The sequence below is a fragment of the Dactylosporangium sp. NPDC006015 genome (assembly GCF_040614215.1).
GTDB lineage: Bacteria > Actinomycetota > Actinomycetes > Mycobacteriales > Micromonosporaceae > Dactylosporangium > Dactylosporangium maewongense.
In genome coordinates, this window is record NZ_JBEXUD010000070.1 from 1 (window position 1) to 21,862 (window position 21,862).

At 72.4% G+C, this 21,862-nt stretch carries 18 protein-coding genes; 6 read left to right on the plus strand and 12 right to left on the minus strand.

Features of this window, described 5'->3' with window-relative positions; translation table 11 throughout:
- Window positions 1-175: 175 nt before the first annotated feature.
- Window positions 176-1,600, minus strand: a complete 1,425-nt coding sequence (gene glnA, locus ABZ321_RS54405; RefSeq protein WP_344506227.1) for a type I glutamate--ammonia ligase — start codon at window positions 1,598-1,600, stop codon at window positions 176-178.
- Window positions 1,601-1,782: 182 nt separating this feature from the next.
- Here glnA and ABZ321_RS54410 point away from each other — a divergent pair, with 182 nt between their 5' ends.
- Window positions 1,783-2,148 carry an RDD family protein gene (locus tag ABZ321_RS54410; protein WP_344506228.1) on the plus strand — a complete coding sequence of 122 codons (366 nt, stop codon included), beginning with the start codon at window positions 1,783-1,785 and terminating at the stop codon, window positions 2,146-2,148.
- A gap of 17 nt (window positions 2,149-2,165) precedes the next feature.
- Here the strand turns inward: ABZ321_RS54410 and ABZ321_RS54415 are convergent, their stop codons facing one another.
- From ABZ321_RS54415 to lipB, 3 genes are all read right to left on the minus strand, one after another.
- Window positions 2,166-2,864 (minus strand): DUF4191 domain-containing protein, encoded by a 699-nt coding sequence (locus ABZ321_RS54415; RefSeq protein WP_344506229.1) that lies wholly within the window; start codon window positions 2,862-2,864, stop codon window positions 2,166-2,168.
- Between the two features lie 124 nt (window positions 2,865-2,988).
- A complete protein-coding gene (lipA, locus tag ABZ321_RS54420; protein ID WP_344506230.1) occupies window positions 2,989-3,924 on the minus strand; it encodes a lipoyl synthase in 936 nt (311 codons plus the stop codon).
- 196 nt (window positions 3,925-4,120) lie between these two features.
- Window positions 4,121-4,759, minus strand: a complete 639-nt coding sequence (gene lipB, locus ABZ321_RS54425; RefSeq protein ID WP_344506231.1) for a lipoyl(octanoyl) transferase LipB — start codon at window positions 4,757-4,759, stop codon at window positions 4,121-4,123.
- A 121-nt stretch (window positions 4,760-4,880) separates the two neighbouring features.
- Between lipB and ABZ321_RS54430 the strand changes: the two genes are divergently transcribed.
- Window positions 4,881-6,095, plus strand: a complete 1,215-nt coding sequence (locus ABZ321_RS54430; RefSeq protein WP_354904331.1) for a PHB depolymerase family esterase — start codon at window positions 4,881-4,883, stop codon at window positions 6,093-6,095.
- Here ABZ321_RS54430 and ABZ321_RS54435 read toward each other — a convergent pair.
- From ABZ321_RS54435 to lpdA, 3 genes are all read right to left on the minus strand, one after another.
- Window positions 6,068-6,967 (minus strand): TIGR01777 family oxidoreductase, encoded by a 900-nt coding sequence (locus tag ABZ321_RS54435; RefSeq protein WP_344506233.1) that lies wholly within the window; start codon window positions 6,965-6,967, stop codon window positions 6,068-6,070. The two genes, ABZ321_RS54430 and ABZ321_RS54435, sit on opposite strands and share 28 nt — an antisense overlap.
- 102 nt (window positions 6,968-7,069) lie before the next feature.
- A complete protein-coding gene (gene sucB / locus ABZ321_RS54440) occupies window positions 7,070-8,869 on the minus strand; it encodes a 2-oxoglutarate dehydrogenase, E2 component, dihydrolipoamide succinyltransferase (protein ID WP_354904333.1) in 1,800 nt (599 codons plus the stop codon).
- 61 nt (window positions 8,870-8,930) lie between these two features.
- Window positions 8,931-10,313, minus strand: a complete 1,383-nt coding sequence (lpdA, locus tag ABZ321_RS54445; RefSeq protein ID WP_344506235.1) for a dihydrolipoyl dehydrogenase — start codon at window positions 10,311-10,313, stop codon at window positions 8,931-8,933.
- A 167-nt stretch (window positions 10,314-10,480) separates the two neighbouring features.
- On the opposite strand from lpdA, the gene ABZ321_RS54450 reads away from it, so the two are divergent.
- Complete coding sequence (locus ABZ321_RS54450; protein WP_344506341.1) at window positions 10,481-10,792, plus strand: hypothetical protein; 312 nt, start codon at window positions 10,481-10,483, stop codon at window positions 10,790-10,792.
- Here the strand turns inward: ABZ321_RS54450 and ABZ321_RS54455 are convergent.
- Window positions 10,789-12,342, minus strand: a complete 1,554-nt coding sequence (locus ABZ321_RS54455) for a leucyl aminopeptidase (RefSeq protein WP_354904336.1) — start codon at window positions 12,340-12,342, stop codon at window positions 10,789-10,791. The genes ABZ321_RS54450 and ABZ321_RS54455 overlap by 4 nt on opposite strands.
- A gap of 117 nt (window positions 12,343-12,459) precedes the next feature.
- Here ABZ321_RS54455 and gcvT point away from each other — a divergent pair, with 117 nt between their 5' ends.
- Window positions 12,460-13,557: a glycine cleavage system aminomethyltransferase GcvT gene (gene gcvT, locus ABZ321_RS54460; protein WP_354904338.1), complete on the plus strand. Its 1,098-nt coding sequence runs from the start codon at window positions 12,460-12,462 to the stop codon at window positions 13,555-13,557.
- A gap of 194 nt (window positions 13,558-13,751) precedes the next feature.
- Here gcvT and ABZ321_RS54465 read toward each other — a convergent pair whose 3' ends face one another.
- Together ABZ321_RS54465 and ABZ321_RS54470 are read right to left on the minus strand one after the other, a co-directional pair.
- A complete protein-coding gene (locus ABZ321_RS54465; RefSeq protein ID WP_354904340.1) occupies window positions 13,752-14,519 on the minus strand; it encodes an adenosylcobinamide-GDP ribazoletransferase in 768 nt (255 codons plus the stop codon).
- Window positions 14,507-16,279 (minus strand): bifunctional adenosylcobinamide kinase/adenosylcobinamide-phosphate guanylyltransferase, encoded by a 1,773-nt coding sequence (locus ABZ321_RS54470; RefSeq protein WP_344506239.1) that lies wholly within the window; start codon window positions 16,277-16,279, stop codon window positions 14,507-14,509. Before ABZ321_RS54470 ends, ABZ321_RS54465 begins: the two co-directional genes overlap by 13 nt.
- Before the next feature lie 106 nt (window positions 16,280-16,385).
- Here ABZ321_RS54470 and ABZ321_RS54475 point away from each other — a divergent pair, with 106 nt between their 5' ends.
- Together ABZ321_RS54475 and ABZ321_RS54480 are read left to right on the plus strand one after the other, a co-directional pair.
- Window positions 16,386-16,589: a hypothetical protein gene (locus ABZ321_RS54475; protein ID WP_344506240.1), complete on the plus strand. Its 204-nt coding sequence runs from the start codon at window positions 16,386-16,388 to the stop codon at window positions 16,587-16,589.
- Window positions 16,590-16,593: 4 nt separating this feature from the next.
- Window positions 16,594-17,382 carry a site-2 protease family protein gene (locus ABZ321_RS54480; protein ID WP_354904344.1) on the plus strand — a complete coding sequence of 263 codons (789 nt, stop codon included), beginning with the start codon at window positions 16,594-16,596 and terminating at the stop codon, window positions 17,380-17,382.
- 36 nt (window positions 17,383-17,418) lie between these two features.
- Here ABZ321_RS54480 and ABZ321_RS54485 read toward each other — a convergent pair whose 3' ends face one another.
- Together ABZ321_RS54485 and ABZ321_RS54490 are read right to left on the minus strand one after the other, a co-directional pair.
- Entirely contained in the window at window positions 17,419-18,417 is a 999-nt protein-coding gene (locus ABZ321_RS54485; RefSeq protein WP_354904347.1) for an aldo/keto reductase family protein, read from the minus strand.
- A 10-nt stretch (window positions 18,418-18,427) separates the two neighbouring features.
- Complete coding sequence (locus tag ABZ321_RS54490) at window positions 18,428-21,856, minus strand: WG repeat-containing protein (RefSeq protein ID WP_354904350.1); 3,429 nt, start codon at window positions 21,854-21,856, stop codon at window positions 18,428-18,430.
- Between the last annotated feature and the right edge of the window lie 6 nt (window positions 21,857-21,862).

The window sequence follows — 21,862 nt, forward strand, 5'->3', positions numbered from 1 at the left end:
CCTGACCGTGGCGTCCCGGGCCGGCCCGGGTCGGCACGGGCCCGCCAGACACGCGAAACGGCGGCCACGCCGGCTGTAGAGCCTGGCGTGACCGCCGTTTCGTGCGTCGGGCCGGAGCCTGTCCCCGCGGAGCTGGTCAGCGGGGACAGCGCCGGATCAGCGCGCTGACGTCAACTCACACGTCGTAGTACATCGCGAACTCGTGCGGGGTCGGGCGCAGGCGGACCGGGTCGACCTCGTTGGCGCGCTTGTAGGAGATCCAGGTGTCGATCAGGTCCTGGGTGAACACGCCGCCCTCGAGGAGGAAGCCGTGGTCGCCCTCGAGGGTGTCGAGGACCTCGTCGAGCGAGGCGGGGACCTGCCGGACGTTGGCGACCTCCTCCGGCGGAAGGTCGTAGAGGTCCTTGTCGATCGGGGCCGGCGGCTCGATCTTGTTCTTGATGCCGTCCAGGCCGGCCATCAGCATGGACGCGAAGGCCAGGTAGACGTTGGCCGACGGGTCCGGCACGCGGAACTCGACGCGCTTGGCCTTGGCGTTGGTGCCGGTGACCGGGATACGGGTGCACGCGGAGCGGTTGCGCTGCGAGTAGACCAGGTTGACCGGGGCCTCGTAGCCGGGGACCAGGCGGCGGTAGGAGTTGACCGTCGGGTTGGTGAACGCCAGCAGCGACGGAGCGTGGTGCAGGAGGCCGCCGATGTACCAGCGGGCCGTGTCCGACAGGCCGCCGTAGCCGGCCTCGTCGTAGAACAGCGGCTCGCCACCCAGCCAGAGGGACTGGTGGGTGTGCATGCCGGAGCCGTTGTCGCCGAAGAGCGGCTTCGGCATGAAGGTCGCGGTCTTGCCGGCGGCCCAGGCGGTGTTCTTCACGATGTACTTGAAGAGCTGGAGCTGGTCGGCGGCCTGCAGCAGCGTGCCGAAGCGGTAGTTGATCTCCGCCTGGCCGGCGGTGCCGACCTCGTGGTGCGAGCGCTCGACGATGAAGCCGGCGCCGAGGAGGCGCTGGACGATCTGGTCACGCAGGTCGGCGTAGTGGTCGACCGGCGGGACCGGGAAGTAGCCACCCTTGTAGGCGGTCTTGTAACCGCGGTTGCCGCCCGGCTCTTCCTTGCCGGAGTTCCACCAGCCCTCGACCGAGTCGATGTAGTAGTAGGCCTGGTTCGCCGACGTCTCGTGCCGGATCGAGTCGAAGATGTAGAACTCGGCCTCGGGGCCGAAGTAGGCGGTGTCGGCGATGCCGCTCGACGCGAGGTACGCCTCGGCCTTCTTCGCCACGTTGCGCGGGTCACGGGAGTAGGCCTCACGCGTGAACGGGTCGTGGATGAAGAAGTTGAGCGCCAGGGTCTTCTCGATCCGGAACGGGTCGATGAAGGCGGACGTCGGGTCCGGCAGCAGCATCATGTCCGACTCGTGGATCGCCTGGAAGCCACGGATGGACGAACCGTCGAACGCGAGACCGTCGCTGAACACGCTCTCGTCGAACGCCTCGGCGGGGACATTGAAGTGCTGCATGACGCCCGGCAGGTCGCAGAAGCGAATGTCGACGAAGCGGACGCCCTCGTCCTTCACGTATCGCAGCAGCTCGTCAGAATTGGCGAACACTCGTCCTCCAGGTCGCAGGCAGTACCAGTCTCGTGGTGATCACTTCAGTGTGAAGGTGGCTGGTTGAGGGCGACCGTAGAACCGTGCGATTGCCCGGGCATGTCTCGATTGTTTCCACTGTGTTTCGCCACAGTCGTTTGACAAATCAGTGACAGGTGAGGCGCCCGGTAGGCTTGCCTGCCGTGGAGCTCACCGCTGCATCGCTGTCCAGGCGCTTCGGCGCCATCCTCGTCGACTGGCTGTTGTGCCTGGTCATCAGCAGGGCGTTCGCGGATCCGGTCGAGGTGCCGTGGCTCGCGCCCGGGCTGCTGCTGGTGGTGTACGGGCTGTTCCTCGGCTTCTTCGCCCAGACCCTCGGGATGCGGCTGCTGCGCATCCGGTGTGTGTCAATGGCCACAGGCGGCGCGATCGGCGTGCCCCGGGCGATCCTGCGGGGCGCGTTGCTGCTGCTGCTCGTACCGGCGCTGATCATGGACAAGGACGGCCGGGGACTGCACGACAAAGCCGCCGGCTCCTGGGTCGTGAACACCCAGCCGGCGGCCTCGTAGGTCCCGCAGCGGATCGCTCAGCGGCCGCGCATGGCCTTGAACGCGCCCTTCGGGGGCTTCATGTTCTTCGGCATCGCGCCGCGCGGCATCTGCGGGCGCGCGGACAGGGCCGTGAGGCGCTTGTCGAGCGCGTTGACGTCCTTGCCGGTGATCGTGCGCGGCAGCCGGACCAGCGTGTTGCGCAGCTTCGCGAGGGGCAGCTGCCCCTCCTCGTTGCCGATCACGAAGTCGCGCAGCTCCGCGTTGCCGATGACCTTCACCAGGCGGCGGCGCTCCTGGTTGATCAGGCCGCGGACCCGGCTCGGGTTGCCCTCGCCGAGGAGGATCACGCCGGGCCGGCCGATGACCAGGTGCACCATGTCGAACTGCGTCGTGGAGACGATCGCGGGGGTGACCCGCCAGTCGCCGCGCATGTTCTCGATGATCGAGGCGGCCGCGCCCGGCTGCCCCTCGGCCTCGCGCATCATGGCCTTCTGCGAGCGCAGGTTGAGCACGATGACGGTGCCCAGCAGCGCGGCGAGGACACCGATCGGCGCCCATACCCAGGACACCCCGAGCCCGATGGCCACGCCGACGGCGATGAGCGGCACGAGGACCACCACCAGGACCAGCGGAACGAAGAGCTTGTCCCGCTTGGCGGTGAACGAGAACACCATGCCGATCTGCTTGAGCCGAGTGAAGAAGGAGACCTTCTCCGGCTCCTGGGCCTTTGCCATACCTCCCACTCTAATGGGAAGCGCCCACGCCGCCGCCTTCGGCGTCGGCGTGAGCCGATGCTGTGCTTCCTGGTGCGCGGCCCGAGTCGCTTCGCTGGCCGCTTACGCCTTCAGCGCCCGGCTGTCACGCCTTCAGCGCGCGGCTGTCCAGGGCCTGACGGTAGAGGCGGCCGGCCCGGTAGGACGAGCGCACCAGGGGCCCGCTGAGCACGCCGGCGAAGCCGATCTGCTCGGCCTCCTCGCGCAGCTCCACGAACTCCTCGGGCTTCACCCAGCGCTCCACCGGGTGGTGCCGCGGCGTCGGCCGCAGGTACTGCGTGATCGTCACCAGCTCGCAGCCGGCGTCGTGCAGGTCGCGCAGCGCCTGGGTGACCTCGGCCCGCTCCTCGCCCATGCCGAGGATCAGGTTGGACTTGGTGACGAGGCCGGCGGTGCGGGCCTGCGTGATCACGTCGAGGGAGCGCTCGTAGCGGAACGCGGGACGGATCCGCTTGAAGATCCGCGGGACGGTCTCCACGTTGTGCGCGAGCACCTCGGGGCCGGCCTCGAAGACCTCGCCGAGCAGCTTCGGCTCGCCGTTGAAGTCGGGGATGAGCAGCTCCACGCCGCAGCCGTCGACCAGGCCGTGGATCTGCCGGACGGTCTCCGCGTAGAGCCACGCGCCACCGTCGGGCAGGTCGTCGCGGGCGACACCGGTCACCGTCGCGTAGCGCAGGCCCATCGTCGCCACGGACTCGGCGACCCGGCGCGGCTCGTCGGCGTCGAACTCGGCGGGCTTACCGGTGTCGATCTGGCAGAAGTCGCACCGTCGCGTGCACTGGTCGCCGCCGATGAGGAACGTCGCCTCGCGGTCTTCCCAGCACTCGTAGATGTTGGGACAGCCGGCCTCCTGGCACACCGTGTGGAGGCCCTCGCGTTGCACGAGGCCTCGCAGGTGCGTGTATTCAGGCCCCATCTTCGCGGAGACCTTGATCCACGGCGGCTTGCGCTCAATCGGCGTCTCCGCATTTCGCGCTTCGATGCGCAGCAGACGACGGCCTTCCGGAACAACGGCGGTCACACGGGAAAGCCTACGCCCGAGGCCTGCCCAGCCGCCGGGAACGCGATTGACGTCACGTCCGCGAGGTTCCCGATCCGTACACCCGGCAATCACGAAACGGTGGTGCTCGACGACACGTCGGTGGTCTATGTCCGCGGCCCGCCAGGTCGATGTCCTGCGGGCCTGCCCGGTGCGGACAGGCCCCCCGCCAGCCGCGTCAGCTCTGGTGCAGCGTCGCCAGGTGCCGCTCGACCACCGGCAGGACCTCGGCGACCGTGACGTCGCGGCCCAGCTCGGCCGACAGCGACGTCACGCCCGCGTCGCGGATGCCGCACGGGACGAAGATGTCGTAGCGGGACAGGTCACAGTCGGCGTTGATCGCGAACCCGTGCAGCGTCACACCACGGGCGACCCGGATCCCGATCGCGGCGACCTTGCGGTCCGGCCCGCGCTCGTCGGCGGCGACCCACACCCCGCTGCGCCCCTCGACCCGCACCGTGGCCAGGCCGAACTCGGCGCAGACGTCGATCAGGACCTGCTCCATGCGGCGCACGTACGCCACGACGTCGATCGGGTCGGGCAGCTTGACGATCGGGTAGCCCACCAGCTGCCCCGGACCGTGCCAGGTGATCTTGCCGCCGCGGTCGACGTCGACGACCGGGGTGCCGTCGAACGGGCGGTCCGCGGGCTCGGTCCGCTTGCCCGCCGTGTAGACGCTCGGGTGCTCCAGCAGCAGCACCGTGTCGGGTGCGGCGCCGCTCGCGACGGCCTCGTGGATCCGCCGCTGCTCGGCCAGGGCCGTCTCGTAGTCGACCAGGCCGGCCCGTACAACCTCAAAACCCAGAATGCTGGTCACGCCTCAGCCTAACGCCGGCGAACGCACGCCGACCGGGCCAGGAATGTGTGGACAACGGACATAGTGGTGCGTGAAGCGTCACACCTAGCGTGGGCATCCCCCGAGAGGAAAGGGCACCGCCATGCCCCGCTGGTTGCGCTTCGTCCTGCCCGTGCTCGCCGCCGTGGGCACCGCCGTCGGCCTGACCGTCGTGTCCACCCCGGCCTATGCCGCGTCGCTGACCGCGGTGTCGAGCTTCGGCTCCAACCCCGGCAACCTCGCCATGTACAGCTACCGCCCCGACGGCCTGCCGGCGAACGCGCCGCTGGTCGTCGCCATGCACGGCTGCACCCAGAACGCCACCGACTACTTCACCAACGCCGGCTGGCGCAAGTACGCGGACCTGTGGCGCTTCGCCCTGGTCCTGCCGGAGCAGAAGTCCGCGAACAACAGCTCCAGCTGCTTCAACTGGTTCGAGACCGGCGACACGGCCCGCGGCTCCGGTGAGGCCCTGTCGGTGAAGCAGATGGTCGACTACGCCGCCACCAACTACCAGATCGACCGCGGCCGGGTGTACGTGACGGGCCTGTCCGCCGGTGCCGCCATGACCGCCGTGATGCTCGCCACGTACCCGGACGTCTTCGCCGGCGGCGCGATCATGGCCGGCATTCCGTACCGCTGCGCGACCTCGACGACGAGCGCCTTCAGCTGCATGAACCCGGGCGTCGACAAGACCCCCGCGGCCTGGGGCGACCTGGTCCGCAACGCCTACAGCGGCTACACCGGCGCCCGCCCGCGGGTGTCGATCTGGCACGGCACGTCGGACACGACCGTCGCCCCGGCGAACGCGACCGAGCTGCGCGACCAGTGGACCAACGTCCTCGGCGTCTCGCAGACCCCGACGTCGACCGCGTCGCTGCCCGGCGGCACGTCCATGTCGAACTACGCCGACAAGGTCAAGGTGTACCTGGTGCAGGGCATGACGCACGCGACACCCGTCGACCCGGGCAGCGCCACCGAGCAGTGCGGGACGGCAGGCACGTACTACAAGGACACCATCTGCTCGTCGTACTACCAGGCCCGCGACTGGGGCCTGGACGGCGGCGTCGTGACCCCCACGGGCTCGCCGACCGCCTCGCCCACGCCGTCGGCCACCCCGTCGTCGACCCCGTCCGCCGGTCCGTGCGTCCGGGCGTCGAACTACGCCCACGTCACCGCCGGGCGGGCGCACCAGAGCGGCGGCTACGTGTACGCCAACGGGTCCAACCAGGCGATGGGCCTCTACAACGTGTTCACCACGCACGGCCTGCAGCAGACCGGCGCCAACTACTACGTCGTCGCCGACACCGCCTGCTGAAGCGCCGCCTCGACGGTCCGGTGCGCGAACGGGAAACCCTCGCGCACCAGGACCCCGGGCAGCACCCGCTGGCTGACCAGGGCCTCGCCGCCGAACTCGCCGACGGCGGCCTTCAGCGCGAACCCGGGCACCGGCAGCAGGTTGGGCCGGTGCAGCACCTTCGCCAGGGTCGCGGAGAACTCGGCGTTGGTGACCGGTTCGGGGCCGGTGAGGTTCACGGGGCCGGCGAGGTCGCGCTCCAGGACGAACTCGACGGCGCCCAGCCAGTCCGGCAGCGACATCCACGGCAGGTACTGCCGGCCGCCGCCCATCCTCCCGCCGGCGAACAGCTTGAACTGCAGGTACAGCGGCTTCAGCAGCCCACCGTCGCGGGCGAGCGGGAACCCGGTGCGCAGCAGCGCGACCCTCGTCCCGGCGTCCTCCGCGGGGCGGGTCGCCGCCTCCCACACCCGGCACAGGTCGGCGAGGAACCCCGCGCCGGCCGGTGACTGCTCGTCGACGGCGCGGTCGCCGGTGTCGCCGTAGAACCCGACCGCGGACGAGTTCAGCAGCACCGCCGGCCGCTGCGCCCCGGCGGCCGCGATCGCCTTCGCGAGGGTCCCGGTGGTGTCGACGCGGCTGGTGCGCAGCGTCCGCTTGTACTGCTCGGTCCAGCGCCGGTCGCCGACACCGGCCCCCGCCAGGTTGATGACGGCGTCCTTGCCGGCGACGGCCGACGCGTCGAGCAGGCCGGCGGCCGGGTCCCAGCGCAGCTCGCCCGGGCCGCGGGCGGGCCGACGCACGAGCTGGGTGACCTGGTGCCCGGCGGCGCGCAGGTGCGGCACGAGCCGCCCGCCGAGAAACCCGGACGCGCCCGCGATGAGGATCTGCATGCCGTCATCTTGCCCAGCGGCGGCCGATAAACCACAAACAGGGGCGCCCCTCGGGGGCGCCCCTGTTTCGCGTCGCGGTGCTACAGGTTTCGCATTGCGGTGTTACAGGCCGAGGTCGGCCTCGAAGTTGCCGCCCTCGAGGCGCTCCTTGACCGTGGTCAGGAAGCGGGCCGCGTCGGCGCCGTCGACGATCCGGTGGTCGTAGGACAGCGCCAGGTACACCATGGACCGCGGCGCGATGATCTCGCCGAGCTCCGGGTCGTTGACGACGACGGCACGCTTCACGACCGCGCCGGTGCCGAGGATCGCCACCTGCGGCTGGTTGATGATCGGCGTGTCGAACAGCGCGCCGCGGCTGCCGGTGTTGGTCAGCGTGAACGTGCCGCCGGTGATGTCGTCCGGGTTGAGCTTGTTGGTGCGGGTGCGCTCGGCCACGTCCGCGATCCGCTTGGCGAGGCCGCCGAGGTTCAGGTCGCCCGCGTTGCGGATGACCGGGACGATGAGTCCCTTCTCGGTGTCGACGGCCATGCCGAGGTGCTCGGCGTCGTGGTACGTGACGGTGCCCGCCTCCAGGTCGATCGAGGAGTTCACCGACGGGTGCACCCGCAGCGCCTCGACCGCCGCGAGGGCGAAGAACGGCAGGAACGACAGCTTCACGCCGTGCGTGTCGAGGAACTGCTGCTTGGCCTTCGCCCGCAGCTTCGCCACCTTGGTGACGTCGACCTCGACGACCGTGGTGAGCTGCGCCGACACCTGCAGCGACTCGACCATGCGGCGGGCGATGAGCGCGCGCATGCGGGTCAGCTTCTGCGTCTGGCCGCGCAGCGGGCTCGGCGCCGCCTTCGCGGCCGGCTTGCTCTCCGCGGCGGCCGCGGCGGGCGCGGCAGCGGGAGCGGCGGCGGCCTGCTTGGCCTTGGCGGCGGCGTCGAGGACGTCCTGCTTGCGGATGCGCCCGCCGACCCCGGTGCCGGACAGCGTCGCCAGGTTGACCCCGTGCTCGGAGGCGAGCTTGCGGACCAGCGGCGTCACGTACCCGGCGTCGCCCTCGGCCTTGCCGTTGACGCTCGGCTCGACCGAGGTGGCCGGGCCGGCGGCGACCGGGGCGGCCGCGGCCGGCTTGGCCTGCGCCGGCTGCGCGGGGGCCGGGGCGGCCGCCTGCGCGGGGGCGGCGGCCTGCTCCGGCTTGGGCTTGGGCTCGGCCTTCGGCTGGGGCTGCTCCACCTGCTGGGCGGGCTGGGCGGGCTGGGCCTGCTGCGCCGGCTGGGCGCCGCCGCCCGCGCCCGGGGCGCCGATGACGGCCAGCTCGGCGCCGACCTCGACGGTCTCGTCCTCGGCGACCTTGATCTCCAGCAGCGTGCCGGCGACCGGCGACGGGATCTCCGTGTCGACCTTGTCGGTGGAGACCTCGAGCAACGGCTCGTCGGCCTCGACCGCGTCACCGACCTGCTTGAGCCAGCGGGTGACGGTGCCCTCGGTGACGGACTCGCCCAGCGCCGGCATCTTCAGCGACGTGGTTTCCCCCGACGCCGCCTCCGCGGCGGGCGCCGCCTCGGCCTTCGGGGCCTCGGCCTGGGGTGCTTCGGCCGCGGGGGCCGGCTCCTCGGCCTGAGCGGGCTCCTCGGCGGCGGCCGGCTCCTCGGCCGGGGCCGCACCGCCCGCGTCGCCGGCGTCGCCGATGACGGCGAGCTCGGCGCCGACCTCGGCGGTCTCGTCCTCCTGCACCACGATGCGCGTGAGCACCCCGGCCGCCGGTGACGGGATCTCCGTGTCGACCTTGTCGGTGGAGACCTCGAGCAACGGCTCGTCGGCCTCGACCTGGTCGCCCTCCTGCTTCAACCAGCGGGTGACGGTGCCCTCAGTGACGCTCTCGCCCAACCGGGGCATGGTGACCGATACCGGCATATGAACAGTCTCCTTGAAACGCTGCTGGACAGTGCTTGTGGCGGTCGGGTCCCGGATGGAATCAGTGGACGTGCAGCGGCTTTCCGGCGAGCGCCAGGAACGCCTCACCGATGGCCTCGTTCTGCGTGGGGTGCATGTGCACGAGCGGGGCGACGTCGCCCGGGAAGGCCTCCCAGTTGTAGATCAACTGGCCCTCGCCGATCAGCTCGCTGACCCGCGCGCCCACCATGTGGACGCCGACGACGGGGCCGTCCTTGACCCGCACCAGCTTCACGAAACCGGCGGTCTTCAGGATCTGGCTCTTGCCGTTGCCGGACAGGTCGTACTGGATCACCTCGATCTTGTCGCCGTGTAGCTCGCGGGCCTTCGACTCGTTGAGCCCGACGGAGGCGACCTCCGGCTCCGAGTACGTGACGCGCGGGATGCCGGCCTCGTCGATCACCTGCGGGTGCTGCCCGGCGATCTCCTCGGCGACGAAGATGCCCTGCTGGAAGCCGCGGTGCGCGAGCTGGACACCCGGCACGATGTCGCCGACCGCGTACACGCCGGGGACGCTGGTGCGCAGCCGCTCGTCGGTGATGACGAACCCGCGCTCCATCTTGACGCCCTGCTCCTCGTAGCCGAGGCCGGCCGTCGTCGGACCGCGGCCGACCGCGACGAGCAGCAGCTCCGCCTCGATCGTCTCGCCGCCCTGGATCGTCACCTTGACGCCCTCGCCGGCGCGCTCGACCTTCTCGAACGGCTTGCCGGTCTTGAACTTGATCCCACGCTTGCGGAACGCCCGCTCCAGGGCCTTCGAGCTCGCCTCGTCCTCGACCGCGATGAGCCGCGGGAGGGCCTCGACGATCGTCACGTCCACCCCGAAGGACTTCCACGCGCTGGCGAACTCGCAGCCGATCACGCCACCGCCGAGGATCACCGCCGACGCCGGCACGTGGTCCAGGGCCAGGGCGTGCTCACTGGTCAGCACCCGCTCGCCGTCGACGTCCAGGCCCGGCAGGGACTTGGAGTAGGAGCCCGTCGCCAGGACGACGTTCTTGCCCTTGTACCGCGTGCCCGACACCTCGACCGTGTCGGCGGCGACGAGCCGGCCCTCGCCCTCGATCAGCGTCACCTTGCGGGCCTTCGCCAGGCCCTGCAGCCCCTTGTAGAGCTTGGTGATGACACCGTCCTTGTACGAGTTGACCGCCTTCATGTCGACGCCGTTGAACGTCGCCTGGACGCCGAACTGCTCCGCCTCGCGGGCCGCGTCGGCGACCTCACCTGCGTGCAGCAGCGCCTTCGTCGGGATGCAGCCGCGGTGCAGGCAGGTGCCGCCGAGCTTGTCCTTCTCGACCAGGCCGACGGACAGGCCGAGCTGCGCCGCGCGGAACGCCGCCGCGTAGCCGCCGCTGCCGCCGCCCAGGATCAGGACGTCGAAGGAGTTGGCGTGTGGGTCGCTCACGGATTCTCCCAGGTGATGCACGGACCGGTTGGGTCCGTGATGGCATGACGATCCTTGGCCATCTTGTCATCACCGCCGTCCGCCTGCGACGGTAGGTGCCCCGACGTCGACCGCCGGGTGCCCGTTCGCGGGGGTTCGTCGGGGCATCATCACGGGGAGGGGCACGGATCTTGGCCTGGTTCCGTCGCAACAGAGCCGCCGCAGGTGGGCGCGCCGCCAACCGTGAGGACCTGCGGCACCTGGAGGAGTTCGTCCGGTCCCGGCGGGGCGTCGAAGGGTTCATCGAGCCCCGCACGGCAGTGACAGAAACGACACTGTTGCTGATCGCACACGACGGCGAGTGGACCCGCCGCCGCGTCGACGACCCGCAGGCGGCCCGCCAGTTCGCCCACAAGCTGAGCATGCCGATCTACGACGTGGCGCTCGTCGGCTACCCGCAGCGGATGCGCGACTTCAACGCCCGCAACAAGACCACTTAGCCTTCGGCGGCGATCTCCTCCACCAGGCCGATCAGGGTGCGCACCGGCACGCCGGTGCCGCCCTTCGCCCAGTAGCCGAACGCCTCACCGGAGTGGTAGCTGGGGCCGGCGATGTCGATGTGCGCCCACTGCACGCCCTCGGCGACGAACTCGGACAGGAACACGCCGCCCTGCAGCATGTGCCCCGCCCGGTCCATGCCCGCGTTGACCTGCGAGATGTCGGCGACCTCGGAGTCCATGCCCTTGCGGACGTCCTCCGGCAGCGGCATCGGCCACGCCGGCTCGCCGACCCGCTCGCCCGCGTCCCGGACCCGCTCGCACAGCTCCGGCGTGCCCATCACCCCGGAGATCCGCTTGCCGAGCGCGATCACCTGGCCGCCGGTCAGGGTCGACACCTCGAACAGGTAGTCGGGGTCGTCCTCGCACGCCCGGGCGATCGCGTCGCCGAGGATCATGCGGCCCTCGGCGTCGGTGTTGAGCACCTCGACCTTGTGGCCGTTGTACATCGTCACGACGTCGCCCGGCCGGTACGCGCTGCCGGACGCCATGTTCTCGGCCATCGGCGCGTACGCCACGACGGCGACCTTCGGCTTCAGCGCCGCGATCGCGATCATCGTCGACACGACCGCCGCCGCCCCTGACATGTCGGACTTCATCTCCCACATGCCCGCCGCCGGCTTGATCGACACGCCGCCCGTGTCGAACGTGATGCCCTTGCCGACCAGCGCGACCCTTCTCGTCGCGCCCGCCGGCTCGTACGCGATCCGCACCATCCGCGGCGCCGCCGCCGAGCCGAGCCCGACCGCGAGGATGCCGCCGTACCCCTGCTTCGCCAGGGCCTTCTCGTCCAGGACGGTGACGTCCAGCTGCGCCGCCTCCGCGGCCTCTTTCGCCTGTTCGGCGAACTGCGGCGGGCGCAGCTCGTTGGGCGCTGTGTTGATCCAGTCGCGGGTCCGGGTCACCGCCGCCGTCACCGTGCCCGACCGCTTCACGGCCGCCTTCGCCAGGCGCGCCGCCGCGTCCGGCACGTGGAGCACCACCTTGCGGACCGGGTCCTTCCGGACGCCCTTCGTCTTGTACCCGGTGAACTGGTACGCACCCAGCACCGCGCCCTCGGCGACGGCCCGCACGCCCGCGGTCAGCTCGTCGTCGGTGGGCGTGTCCCGGTCCGACAGCGGCAGCACGAGCGCCACCGACGCCGACCCGGCCAGGGCGCGCGTCGCCGCCCCGGCGGCCCGCCGCAGCGTCTCCGCCGCGGGAGCGGCACCCGCCGGCTCCGGCCCGAGCCCGACCGCCACCACCAGCGGCGCCGCGACCGCGCCGAACGCGGCGACCTTCGTCACCTCGCCGATCGCCCCGGTCGCGCCGAGGACCCGCAGCGTCTCCGCCAGCCCGCCACCCGGCCGGTCGCTGAACGCCGCCGCGACACTCTCCGCTCCGGAAGCGAGCAGCAGCTTGGCGTCACCGCCGTCGTGTGCGTACACGCCGACGACCACGGCGTCGACGGCGAGCTCGGCGGGGTCGGTGTCGACCAGGTTCAGGGCGGTCACTCGGGCTCCACATCACTGGTGGTGTTCTGCGTCAGCGTCGGCTGCGGCGGTACCGCACCTTCAGCATGCCGCCGATTCGGGTGCTGGACACGATAACCAACGCGATAGGTTGCGGGCATGACGCAACCCTTGCGGCACCCCGCGTTGTATCACCGTCATGCGGCGCTCGGTGCCAAGTTCGCGGCGTTCGGTGGCTGGGAGATGCCCCTCGAGTACGCCGGAGGTGGCGTGCTCAAGGAGCACACGGCGGTCCGGGAGGACGCCGGCGTGTTCGACGTGTCGCACCTGGGCAAGGCCCGGGTCCGCGGCCGCGGCGCCGCCGACTTCGTCAACCGCTGCCTCAGCAACGACCTCAACCGTATCGCCGCAGGCCAGGCGCAGTACACCCTCTGCCTCGACGAATCCGGCGGCGTGGTTGACGACCTCATCGCATACCGCTTCGGCGACGACGACGTCTTCCTCATCCCCAACGCGGCCAACACCGCCGAGGTCGTCCGCCGGCTCGTCGCCGCCGCCCCGAACGGGATCAGCGTCGTCGACCAGCACGAGCTCTTCGCCGTCCTCGCCGTGCAGGGCCCCCGCTCCGCGGAGCTGCTGTCCGGCATCGGACTGCCGACCGACCACGACTACATGAGCTTCACCGTCTCGGCCTTCGAGGGCAGCGACGTCGTCGTGTGCCGCACGGGGTACACCGGCGAGCACGGCTACGAGCTGGTCGTGCCCTCCCACGACGCCCACACCCTCTGGGACGCGATCACCGCCGCCGGCGCCCGCCCGTGCGGCCTCGCCGCCCGTGACACGCTGCGCACCGAGATGGGGTACCCCCTGCACGGCCAGGACCTGTCGTTGGACATCAGCCCCGTCCAGGCCCGCTCCGGCTGGGCCGTCGGCTGGGGCAAGGAGCAGTTCTGGGGCCGCGAAGCCCTGCTCGCCGAGAAGGCCGCCGGCCCGCGCCGCCTCCTCTTCGGCATCGAGTCCCTGGACCGCGGCATCCCCAGGGCGCACATGGCCGTCCTCCCCGCCTCCGGTGACACCCCGATCGGCGAGGTGACCAGCGGCACGTTCTCCCCGACCCGCAAGGTCGGCATCGGCCTGGCCCTCATCGACACCTCGGCCGGGGTCTCGGAGGGTGACGAGGTCGCCCTGGACGTCCGCGGCCGCCGCTCGACCGTCCGCGTCGTCAAACCCCCGTTCGTGAAGTCCAACGTCCGCTGACCACGTCGCTCCGGGCGGGCCTGCTGCCTCTCGCACCCCGCCCGGACCGTCTCGCCCCGCTCCCACTCCACGAGGGGTGCCGGGGTCACGCAGCTCGCTGGTGGCGTGGGCCGGTCAGACCGTCGTTTGTGGCGATTTCCACAGCTGGGGTGTCAGCCCGGAGTGACGACAAACCGGCGGGCGGGGGATGCGGGTCAGGGGGTGGTGGCCAGGACGAGCCAGGCGGTCAGTGTGGCGAGTTCCACAGCGGCGCCGATCACGTCGCCGGTGATGCCGCCCAGGCGGCGTCTTGTGTGGTGGGTCAGGGACCAGGCGGTGGCGGCGGCGAGGAGGACCGCGAGCGGGGCGCGGACCGGGTCGGTGAAGCCCGTCGTGGTGGCCAGGGCGGCCGCGGCGGCGGCGAGCAGCAGGGTGAGCGCGGCGATCAGCGGGCGGGGGAGGGTCGCGGCGACCAGGGCGCCGAGGCCCTCGGGGCGCGCGGCGGGCAGGCCCGCGCGGCAGGCGATGGTGGCGCCGAGGCGGCCCGCGGCGGTGCCGGTGACGACCATGGCCAGGGCCGCCGGCCACGGGTGGGACAGGATGCTGGTCAGGGCGGCCGTGTCGAGCAGCAGCACCGCCACGATGGACACCACGCCGAAAGGGCCGATGTCCGATTTTTTCATGATTTCGAGGGCTTTGTTGCTCGGGGCGAAGGAGCCCAGGCCGTCGGCCGTGTCAGCCAGGCCGTCCAGGTGCAGGGCACGGGTGCAGACGGCGGCCAAGGCGACCGTCGCGGCGGCGGCCAGGAGGGGTGAGGCGCCCGCGGTGCGGAGACCGAGGGCGGCGCCGGCCAGTACACCTCCCAGCATGACGCCGACCAGGGGAGCCACGGCCATCGCCGTCCGCGCCGCCGGCCGGTCGACCCGGGACACGCCCAGCGGGGCGATCGTGAAGAGGGTCAGGGCGAGCTTCAGTCCTCCCACGACGGTTTCACGTACGGCATCTCGGCGGTGGGGGAGTCCGCGACGACCCGCTGGATCTCCGCCTCGATCCGCTCCTGCTCGGTCAGGCCGTCCGACGGCGGCTCGGCGGGGGCCGGCACGCGGGGCGGGGTCGCCGCGGCCAGGGTGAGCGCCGTGTTGATCAGCGGCAGCGTGGCCAGGGCCGTGCCGCCCTCGCCGAGGCCGAGCTTGAGCTGCAGGAACGGGGTCACGCCGAGCACGTCGGCGGCGAGCTTCACCGTCGGGTTCTCGCCGTGGTCGGGCATGAGGAGCCAGTGCCGGGTCTGCGCGCCGTAGTCGCGGGCGACCAGGCCGGCGGCGATGCCCACGGGGCCGTCGATCATGACGGGCAGCTTGCGGGACGCGGCGCCGAGCAGGACGCCGACCGCGACCGCGATGTCGCCGCCGCCGAGCATCGACAGGATCGTGTGCGGCTCGCGGCTGCGGGCGCGGATGCGGTGCCGGGCGTCGCGGACCGCGCCGACCTTGCGGATCCAGGCGGCGTCGTCGACGAAGCCGGTCGCGTCGACGACCCGGCCGAGCAGCGCGGCGGGCTCGCCGCCGGTGAGGACGGCCACGATCGCCGCGGCGGCCGCGTCGGAGCCGGAGCCGCAGGCACCCAGGACGAGCACGTCGACGCCCTCGTTGGCGGCGGCGTCGGCGAGCCGCCAGCCGAGGGTCAGCGCCGCGTCGACGCTGCTGTCGTCGAGGGAGTCGTGCAGCTCGGCGGGCCCGGCCTCGGGGCAGTCGATCGCCTGCACGCTGGCGCCGGCGGTCGCGGCGAGCATCGCCAGGGTGCCGGTGCCGTCCACGACGTCCTGGAGGCGCTCGTCGGCGGCCGCCGACGAGTCACCGGCCGCGAAGCCACCGGTCCGGTCGCCGCGCAGGACCAGGATCCGCGGCTGCTGCCACGGGCGCGGGTCGGGCCGGCCCTGGGTGCCGCCGGCGAAGCGGACGACGGGCACGAGCCCGCCCAGGCCGGCGCCGTTGAGCTTCAGGGTCCGCAGCCGCTCGCCGGCCTCGGCTGCCGTCGACTCGTCGGGCAGCGGCAGCTCCATGCCCGGCTGGAACGACAGCGCCTCGCCCCCGTCGGCCGTCGACAGCACCGCTCCGGCGACCGCGCCGGTGAACGCGAACGGCGTGGTGTCCACAACAGCGGCGGCAGCCTCCCGGCCGCCCGCGAAACCGACCGCGGAGCCGCCGCGCAGCCAGGTGACCTCCCCGGCGATGACCAGGGCGACCCCGTCGCTGGCCGCCGCGACCCGCTGGTTGAGCAGCCCGTTGGCGTCGGCGAAGGTGCGCCCGGCCGCGGTGGCGGGCAGCACGGCGAGCCCGGCCTCGGGCGAGACCATGACCAGCAGCGCCGCCGGGCAGCCGCGGACGGCGTCGGCGAGCGCGGCGATGCGGGCGTCGGCGGCGTGCGCGTCGGACCAGTCGCCGCCGGTGTCGAACACGGCGGTGAGCCACCCGCCGAGGTCGTCGACGAGCAGCACGTCCTCGGGCTTCGCGCTGTGCAGCAGGTCGGCGAGGCGCTCCGGCTCGGTGCCGATCTCCTCGGTGCTCCAGCCCGCGGGCCGCCGCTCCCGGTGTCTGGCCAGCCGCGCCGCCCACGCCTCGTCTGTCAGTCCGCCCGGCAGCTCGGGGGCGGTCGCGACATAGCGCACCCGCTCCGCGTCCGCGACGAGCGACTCCGCCACTTCCGACTTCCCGGACCGGATTCCACCGAGCACCAGCAACCGCATGCCCCGTACTTTATGGCCAGGGGTTCACTTTCCGGTGGGCGGCATCGGCACAACGCGGTCTTCCCGATACGCTCGAAACTACCTACCTGGGACGGGAGCGTGACTGATGGCGTGGACATGGCATTTCGAAGACGCTGAGAGCCGGACGGTCGACGGCCCGAACGAGGCGTTTTCCAGCCAGTCCGACGCGGAGTCCTGGCTCGGCCAGAGCTGGCGTGAGCTGGTCGCCAAGGGCGCAACGACGGCGATCCTGACCGAGGACGAGCGCACGGAATACAAGATGAGCCTCCTGCCCGCGGCGGGAGGCTGACGCGGTGGCCTTCGGCCGTTCGCCGGGACGCGTCGCGGGGCTGCCCCGCGAGGCGTTCCGGCCGAGCCCGATCTTCCTGGGCATCCTCGCGCTGTTCGCGGTCTCCGGCTGGATGACGTGGACGGGCTTCGGCAGCGAGCAGCTCGACGTGTTCCTGTTCGTCGCGTCGGGCTGGACGGTCTCGCTCTGCCTGCACGAATACGCGCACGCCCTCGTCGCGTACAAGGGCGGCGACCACGACGTGGCGCACCGGGGCTACCTGACGCTCGATCCGCTGAAGTACGCCCACCCGCTGCTGTCCATCGTGCTGCCGGTGGTGTTCCTGCTGATCGGCGGGATCGGCCTGCCCGGCGGCGCCGTCTGGGTCAACCACTCGGTGATCCGCAACCGGTTCACGGACAGCCTGATCAGCTTCGTCGGCCCGGCCACCAACATGGTCCTCGCCGTCGTGCTGGTCCTGCCGTTCGCGCTGGGCATGGACAACGGCGGCACCGAGGCGTTCTGGGCGGCGCTGGCGTTCCTGGCGTTCCTGCAGTTGACCGCGAGCATCCTCAACTTCGTGCCGATGCCCGGCGTGGACGGCGGCAACCTGCTCTTCCCGTGGCTGAGCCCGCAGTGGCAGCGGGGGTTCAACCACGTCGCGCCGTACGGGATGCTGCTGCTGATCGCGCTGCTGTGGTCACCGGTGATCAACGACTGGTTCTTCACCGTCGTGTTCGCGTTCGGCGATGGGCTCGGCCTGCCGTCCTACCTGGTCTCCGACGGTCTCAGCCTGTTCCGCTTCTGGTCGTGAGACGGGGGCCGCCGAAGCGGCCCCCGTCACCACCGATCAGGGACGCTTGGCGGGGCTCTGCGTCTTGCCCGGGTCGCGCTCCACGACCGGGTCGAGCACCTCGTCGATCCGCTTGAGCAGCTCCGCGTCGAGCTTCACGCCCGCCGCCTTCACGTTGTCCTGCAGCTGCTCGGGGCGGGTCGCCCCGACGATCGCCGAGGACACGTTCGGGTTCTGCAGCACCCACGCGACACCCAGCTGCGCCATCGTCAGCCCGGCCTGCTCGGCGAGCGGCTTGAGCTGCTGCACCGCGGTGAGGACCTCGTCGCGCAGCAGCGCGGAGATGAAGTTGGCACCCGACTTCTCGTCGGTGGCCCGCGACCCGGCCGGCGGCGGCTGGCCCGGCAGGTACTTGCCGGTCAGGACGCCCTGCGCCAGGGGTGACCACACGATCTGCCCGATGCCGAGCTCCTGCGACGTCGGGACGACCTCGGCCTCGATGACCCGGTACAGCGCCGAGTACTGCGGCTGGTTCGAGACCAGCTGGATGCGGAGCTCGCGCGCGAGCTCGTGAGCGGCCCTGATCTCGTCGGCCCGCCACTCCGAGACGCCGATGTAGTGCGCCTTGCCGCTGTGCACCACGTCGGCGAACGCCTCCATGGTCTCCTCGAGCGGGGTGGCGTAGTCGTACCGGTGAGCCTGGTACAGGTCGACATAGTCGGTCTGCAGCCGACGGAGCGAGCCGTTGATCGACTCGAGGATGTGCTTGCGGGACAGGCCGCGGTCGTTGCGGCCCGGGCCGGTCGGCCAGTAGACCTTGGTGAAGATCTCCAGGCCCTCGCGGCGCTGACCCTTCAGCGCCTCGCCGAGCACGACCTCCGCCCGGGTGCCGGCGTAGACGTCGGCGGTGTCGAACGTGGTGATGCCGAGGTCGAGGGCGGCGTGCACGCAGGCGGTCGCCTGCTCCGCCTCGACCTGTGAGCCGTGGGTGATCCAGTTGCCGTACGAGATCTCGCTGACGAGCATCCCGGACCGGCCGAGGTGACGAAACTCCATGACTAACTGCTTACATGACGGGGCGCGTGTCGGCGAGCAGACGGTCGATCTCGTCCGTCACCCCGGTCCGGCTCGGGAACGTGGCCTCGATCACCGTCCGGCCGCGCCGGTCGAGGGCGCCCCAACGCTGCGAGTCGTCCGCGAACAGGAACGCGACCGGGTGGATCATCAGCGTGTGGTGGATCGGCGGCACCAGGACCCGGCCCGACCGGTCCACGACACCCTTGCGCCCGTCCAGGGACACGACGGCGAGACCTTCGTCACTGAAGCCGTCGATGTACCGTCCGTCGAGCAGCGCGGTGGCGAATCCGTCGTACTGGAACGACACGACGACCCGGCCGACGCTGTCGACGGCGCCCCAGTGCTCGCCGCGCCGGACCGCCGCGACCCCGCGCCGGAACGGCCGCACGTCGTCGTACCCGGTCGAGATGAGCACCGCGTTGGTCTTGTCGATCGCGATCCAGCGGTTCGTGCCGTCGCGGGACACCCAGGCGACCCCGTCGGAGAAGCTACCGACGCCCAGGTAGCCGGCGGCGGGCTCGATGAGCAGCTTGCCGGCGTCGTCGATCAGCTCCCACGTCTCCGAACCCTGCCGCTGCACCCACGCCACACCGTCGCGGAACGGCTGCACGTCCAGGTAGCCGGGGCCGATGCAGAAGTTGCCGTCGGGTTCGATGTACCCCCACCGCTGGGTCTGCTCGTCGAACGCGGGCGCCGGCGCCTTGCGGATCTGCAGGATGTCGTCGCGGCTGCGCGGGTACGGGCCCCACCCCTTCTCGGCGACCCGCCGGAACACCGCGTCGAGCGCCAGCTCGGTCTGCGCGATGAGCTCCGGGTCCTCCTCCTTGCGCAGGTCGAGGGCCCGTTCGAAGTGGTTGCAGGCCTCCATGTAGCGGCCCTGGTCGTAGGCGCACTTGCCGGCGTGCTGGTGCATGGTGGCGCGCAGCCGGTCCGGCAGCTCGCTGGAGTTGGCGAGCGTGAAGAGCCGGTCGGCCTCCTCGAACTCCTCCCGCCACTGCAGCACGTGCGCCAGCCGCGCCTGCGCGATCGCGATCCGGCGCAGCTCACCGGTCGCCTCGGCGTGCGCGAGGGCGAGCTTGCCGTCCGCGAACGCCTTGGGCAGGTCGTTCAGGATCCGGGACACCACGGCGCGCAGGCTCAGCAGCCGCGCCCGCGTCGGGTTGTCCTCGACGCGGTTCAGCTTCGCGGTCAGCGAGTCGCGGATCTCGGTGAGCTCCTGCACCTCGTCGCCCTCGATCTGCTCACGCAGCGTGTCGGGGTCGAAGCGCCACACGTACCCGGCGAGGACCTGCTCCGGGTCGGGGCCCGCGGCCTCCTCGGGCTTCGGCTCGCTGCGTCCGGGTGCCGCCGGCGAGGTCGGCAGCAGCGCCGCCAGCTCGGCCGGGAACCCTTCCGCCCCGGGCCGCACGATCGGCAGGTAGCCCGTCGCCTGCAACCCGTCGACGCCCGCACCGGTCAGCGGCGCGGAGCGATAGGCGTCCATCGCGGTCTGCTGCACCGTGCCTGACCCCTCGTGTTCCGTTTGCGGCGCCGGTACTGCCTGCGCCGGCCCTTCCGCGTCGCCGCCTTCGGCGGGCCCGAACGCGTTGAACGGCGCCTCCGGTGCGTCGACCGGCGGCGCGCTCAGCGGCGCCACCGTCACGACCACGTCGTCGCCGGCCGGCGGCTCCGTACCCCCGCCTGCCGGGCCGGCCCCGCCGGACGCGTTCGCCGTGTCCGCGTTCGCCGCGGACCCGGGTGCGGGCGCGGGCTGGACGGGCGCGGGCTGGACGGGAGCGGGCGGCATGGGCGGCATGGGCGCGGCCTGCGCCGGTGGGACGTGCGCCGGTACAGCCTGCGCCGGGGCGGCGGAGACGGGCACGGACGAGACCGGGACCGAGGAGACCGGCACCGACGAGACGGGCGCCGACGAGACCGGCACCGACGAGACGGGTGCCGCGGAGACCGGGGCCGCGGAGACGGGCGCCGCGGACACCGGCCGGTTGCCCGGGTCCTCGTGCCGGCCGTGCCCGGCGTGCCGCGCGGGCGCGGACGACACGGGCCGGTCGGTGAGGTCCTCGGGCCGGGCGTGACCCGGCGCATGGTGGTGCGGCACGGCCGAGACCGGCGCCGACGAGACCGGCGCCGCCGACACGGGCGCGGCCGAGACCGGTGCGGCCGACACGGGCGCGTCGGGCATGCCGTGGTCGCCGTGCGCCGGCGGGCCCTGGACCGGGGCGCCGTAGGTGCGTCCCTGCTGCGGGGCACCCTGCTGGACCGGTCCGCCGCCCGGCTGGGTGGGGGCGCCGTAGACGGTGGAGCGGCCCTGACCGCCGTACGTCGTCCCGGCCGGCGGCGCGCTCATCGGCGCGTCCACCGGCGGGGGAGCGCCGTAGACCGTGGCCCGGCCCGCGCCGGGCGGGGCCGACTGCGGTGCGGCCGGTGGGGCGGCGCCGCGGCGCACCCGGGGGACCTCGTCGGTCGGCTCGTCCAGGGCGGGGTTGCGCGGCCGGCCGTGCCCCTGCTGCGGGCGCCCGTACCCGGGCGGCGGCCCGTCGTAGCCCCGCCGGTCGTCGTGCCCGCGGCGGTCGTCGTCGTAGCCGGCGCCGTACCCGCGCCGGTCGTCACGGCGGTCGTCGCGCCGGAAGTCGTCCCGGCGGTCGTCGTAGCCGGGCTCGTACCCGCGCCGGTCGTCGTAGCCGGGTTCGTGGCCGCGGCCGTCGTAGCCGGGCTCGTACCCGCGGCGGTCGTCGCGCCGGAAGTCGCCGCGCCGGTCGTCGTCGTAGCCCCGCCGGTCGTCCCGGCGGGGATCGCCGCGGCGGTCGTCATGACCGGGGTAGCCGCGCCGGTCGTCATACCCGGCGTCGTGCCCGCGGCGGTCGTCGAAGGGCGCGTCGTATCCGCGGCGGTCGTCGTACTGGCCGTCGTGGCCGCGCTCATACCCGCGCCGGTCGTCGCCGCCCTGCTGCGGCCGACCCTGCTGCGGGTGGCGGCCCTGCTGCGGCACCTGCGGATAGCCCTGCTGCCCCTGGTAGCCGCCCTGCGGCGGACGTCCCTGCTGCGGGTGGCGGCCCTGCTGCGGCACCTGCGGCGGCGGCTGGTACCCCTGCGGCGGCGGCCCGCCCTGCGCCCAGCGTGGCTGCGGGCGGCCGTGCTCGTCGACCGGCCCGCGGGGGTCACCGGCACGCGGATCGGTCAGGCGCGGGTCGCCGGGGTGGCGCGGGTCGCCGTACGGCCGGCCCTGCTGGCGGCGGCCGGACGGGTCGTCGCCCCACTGCTCGCCGCCCTGCTGGCCCGGACCGTGCTCCGGACCGCCGCGCCCCGACGGCGCCTGCTCGTCACGTCGCTGCTCCGGCACCCTGGTCCACGGCATCGTCTGCGCTGCGGCCCAGGTGGGCGCGGCGGTTCCCGGCTCTTCCCCCGGGTACTCGTCGCTCACAGCTTC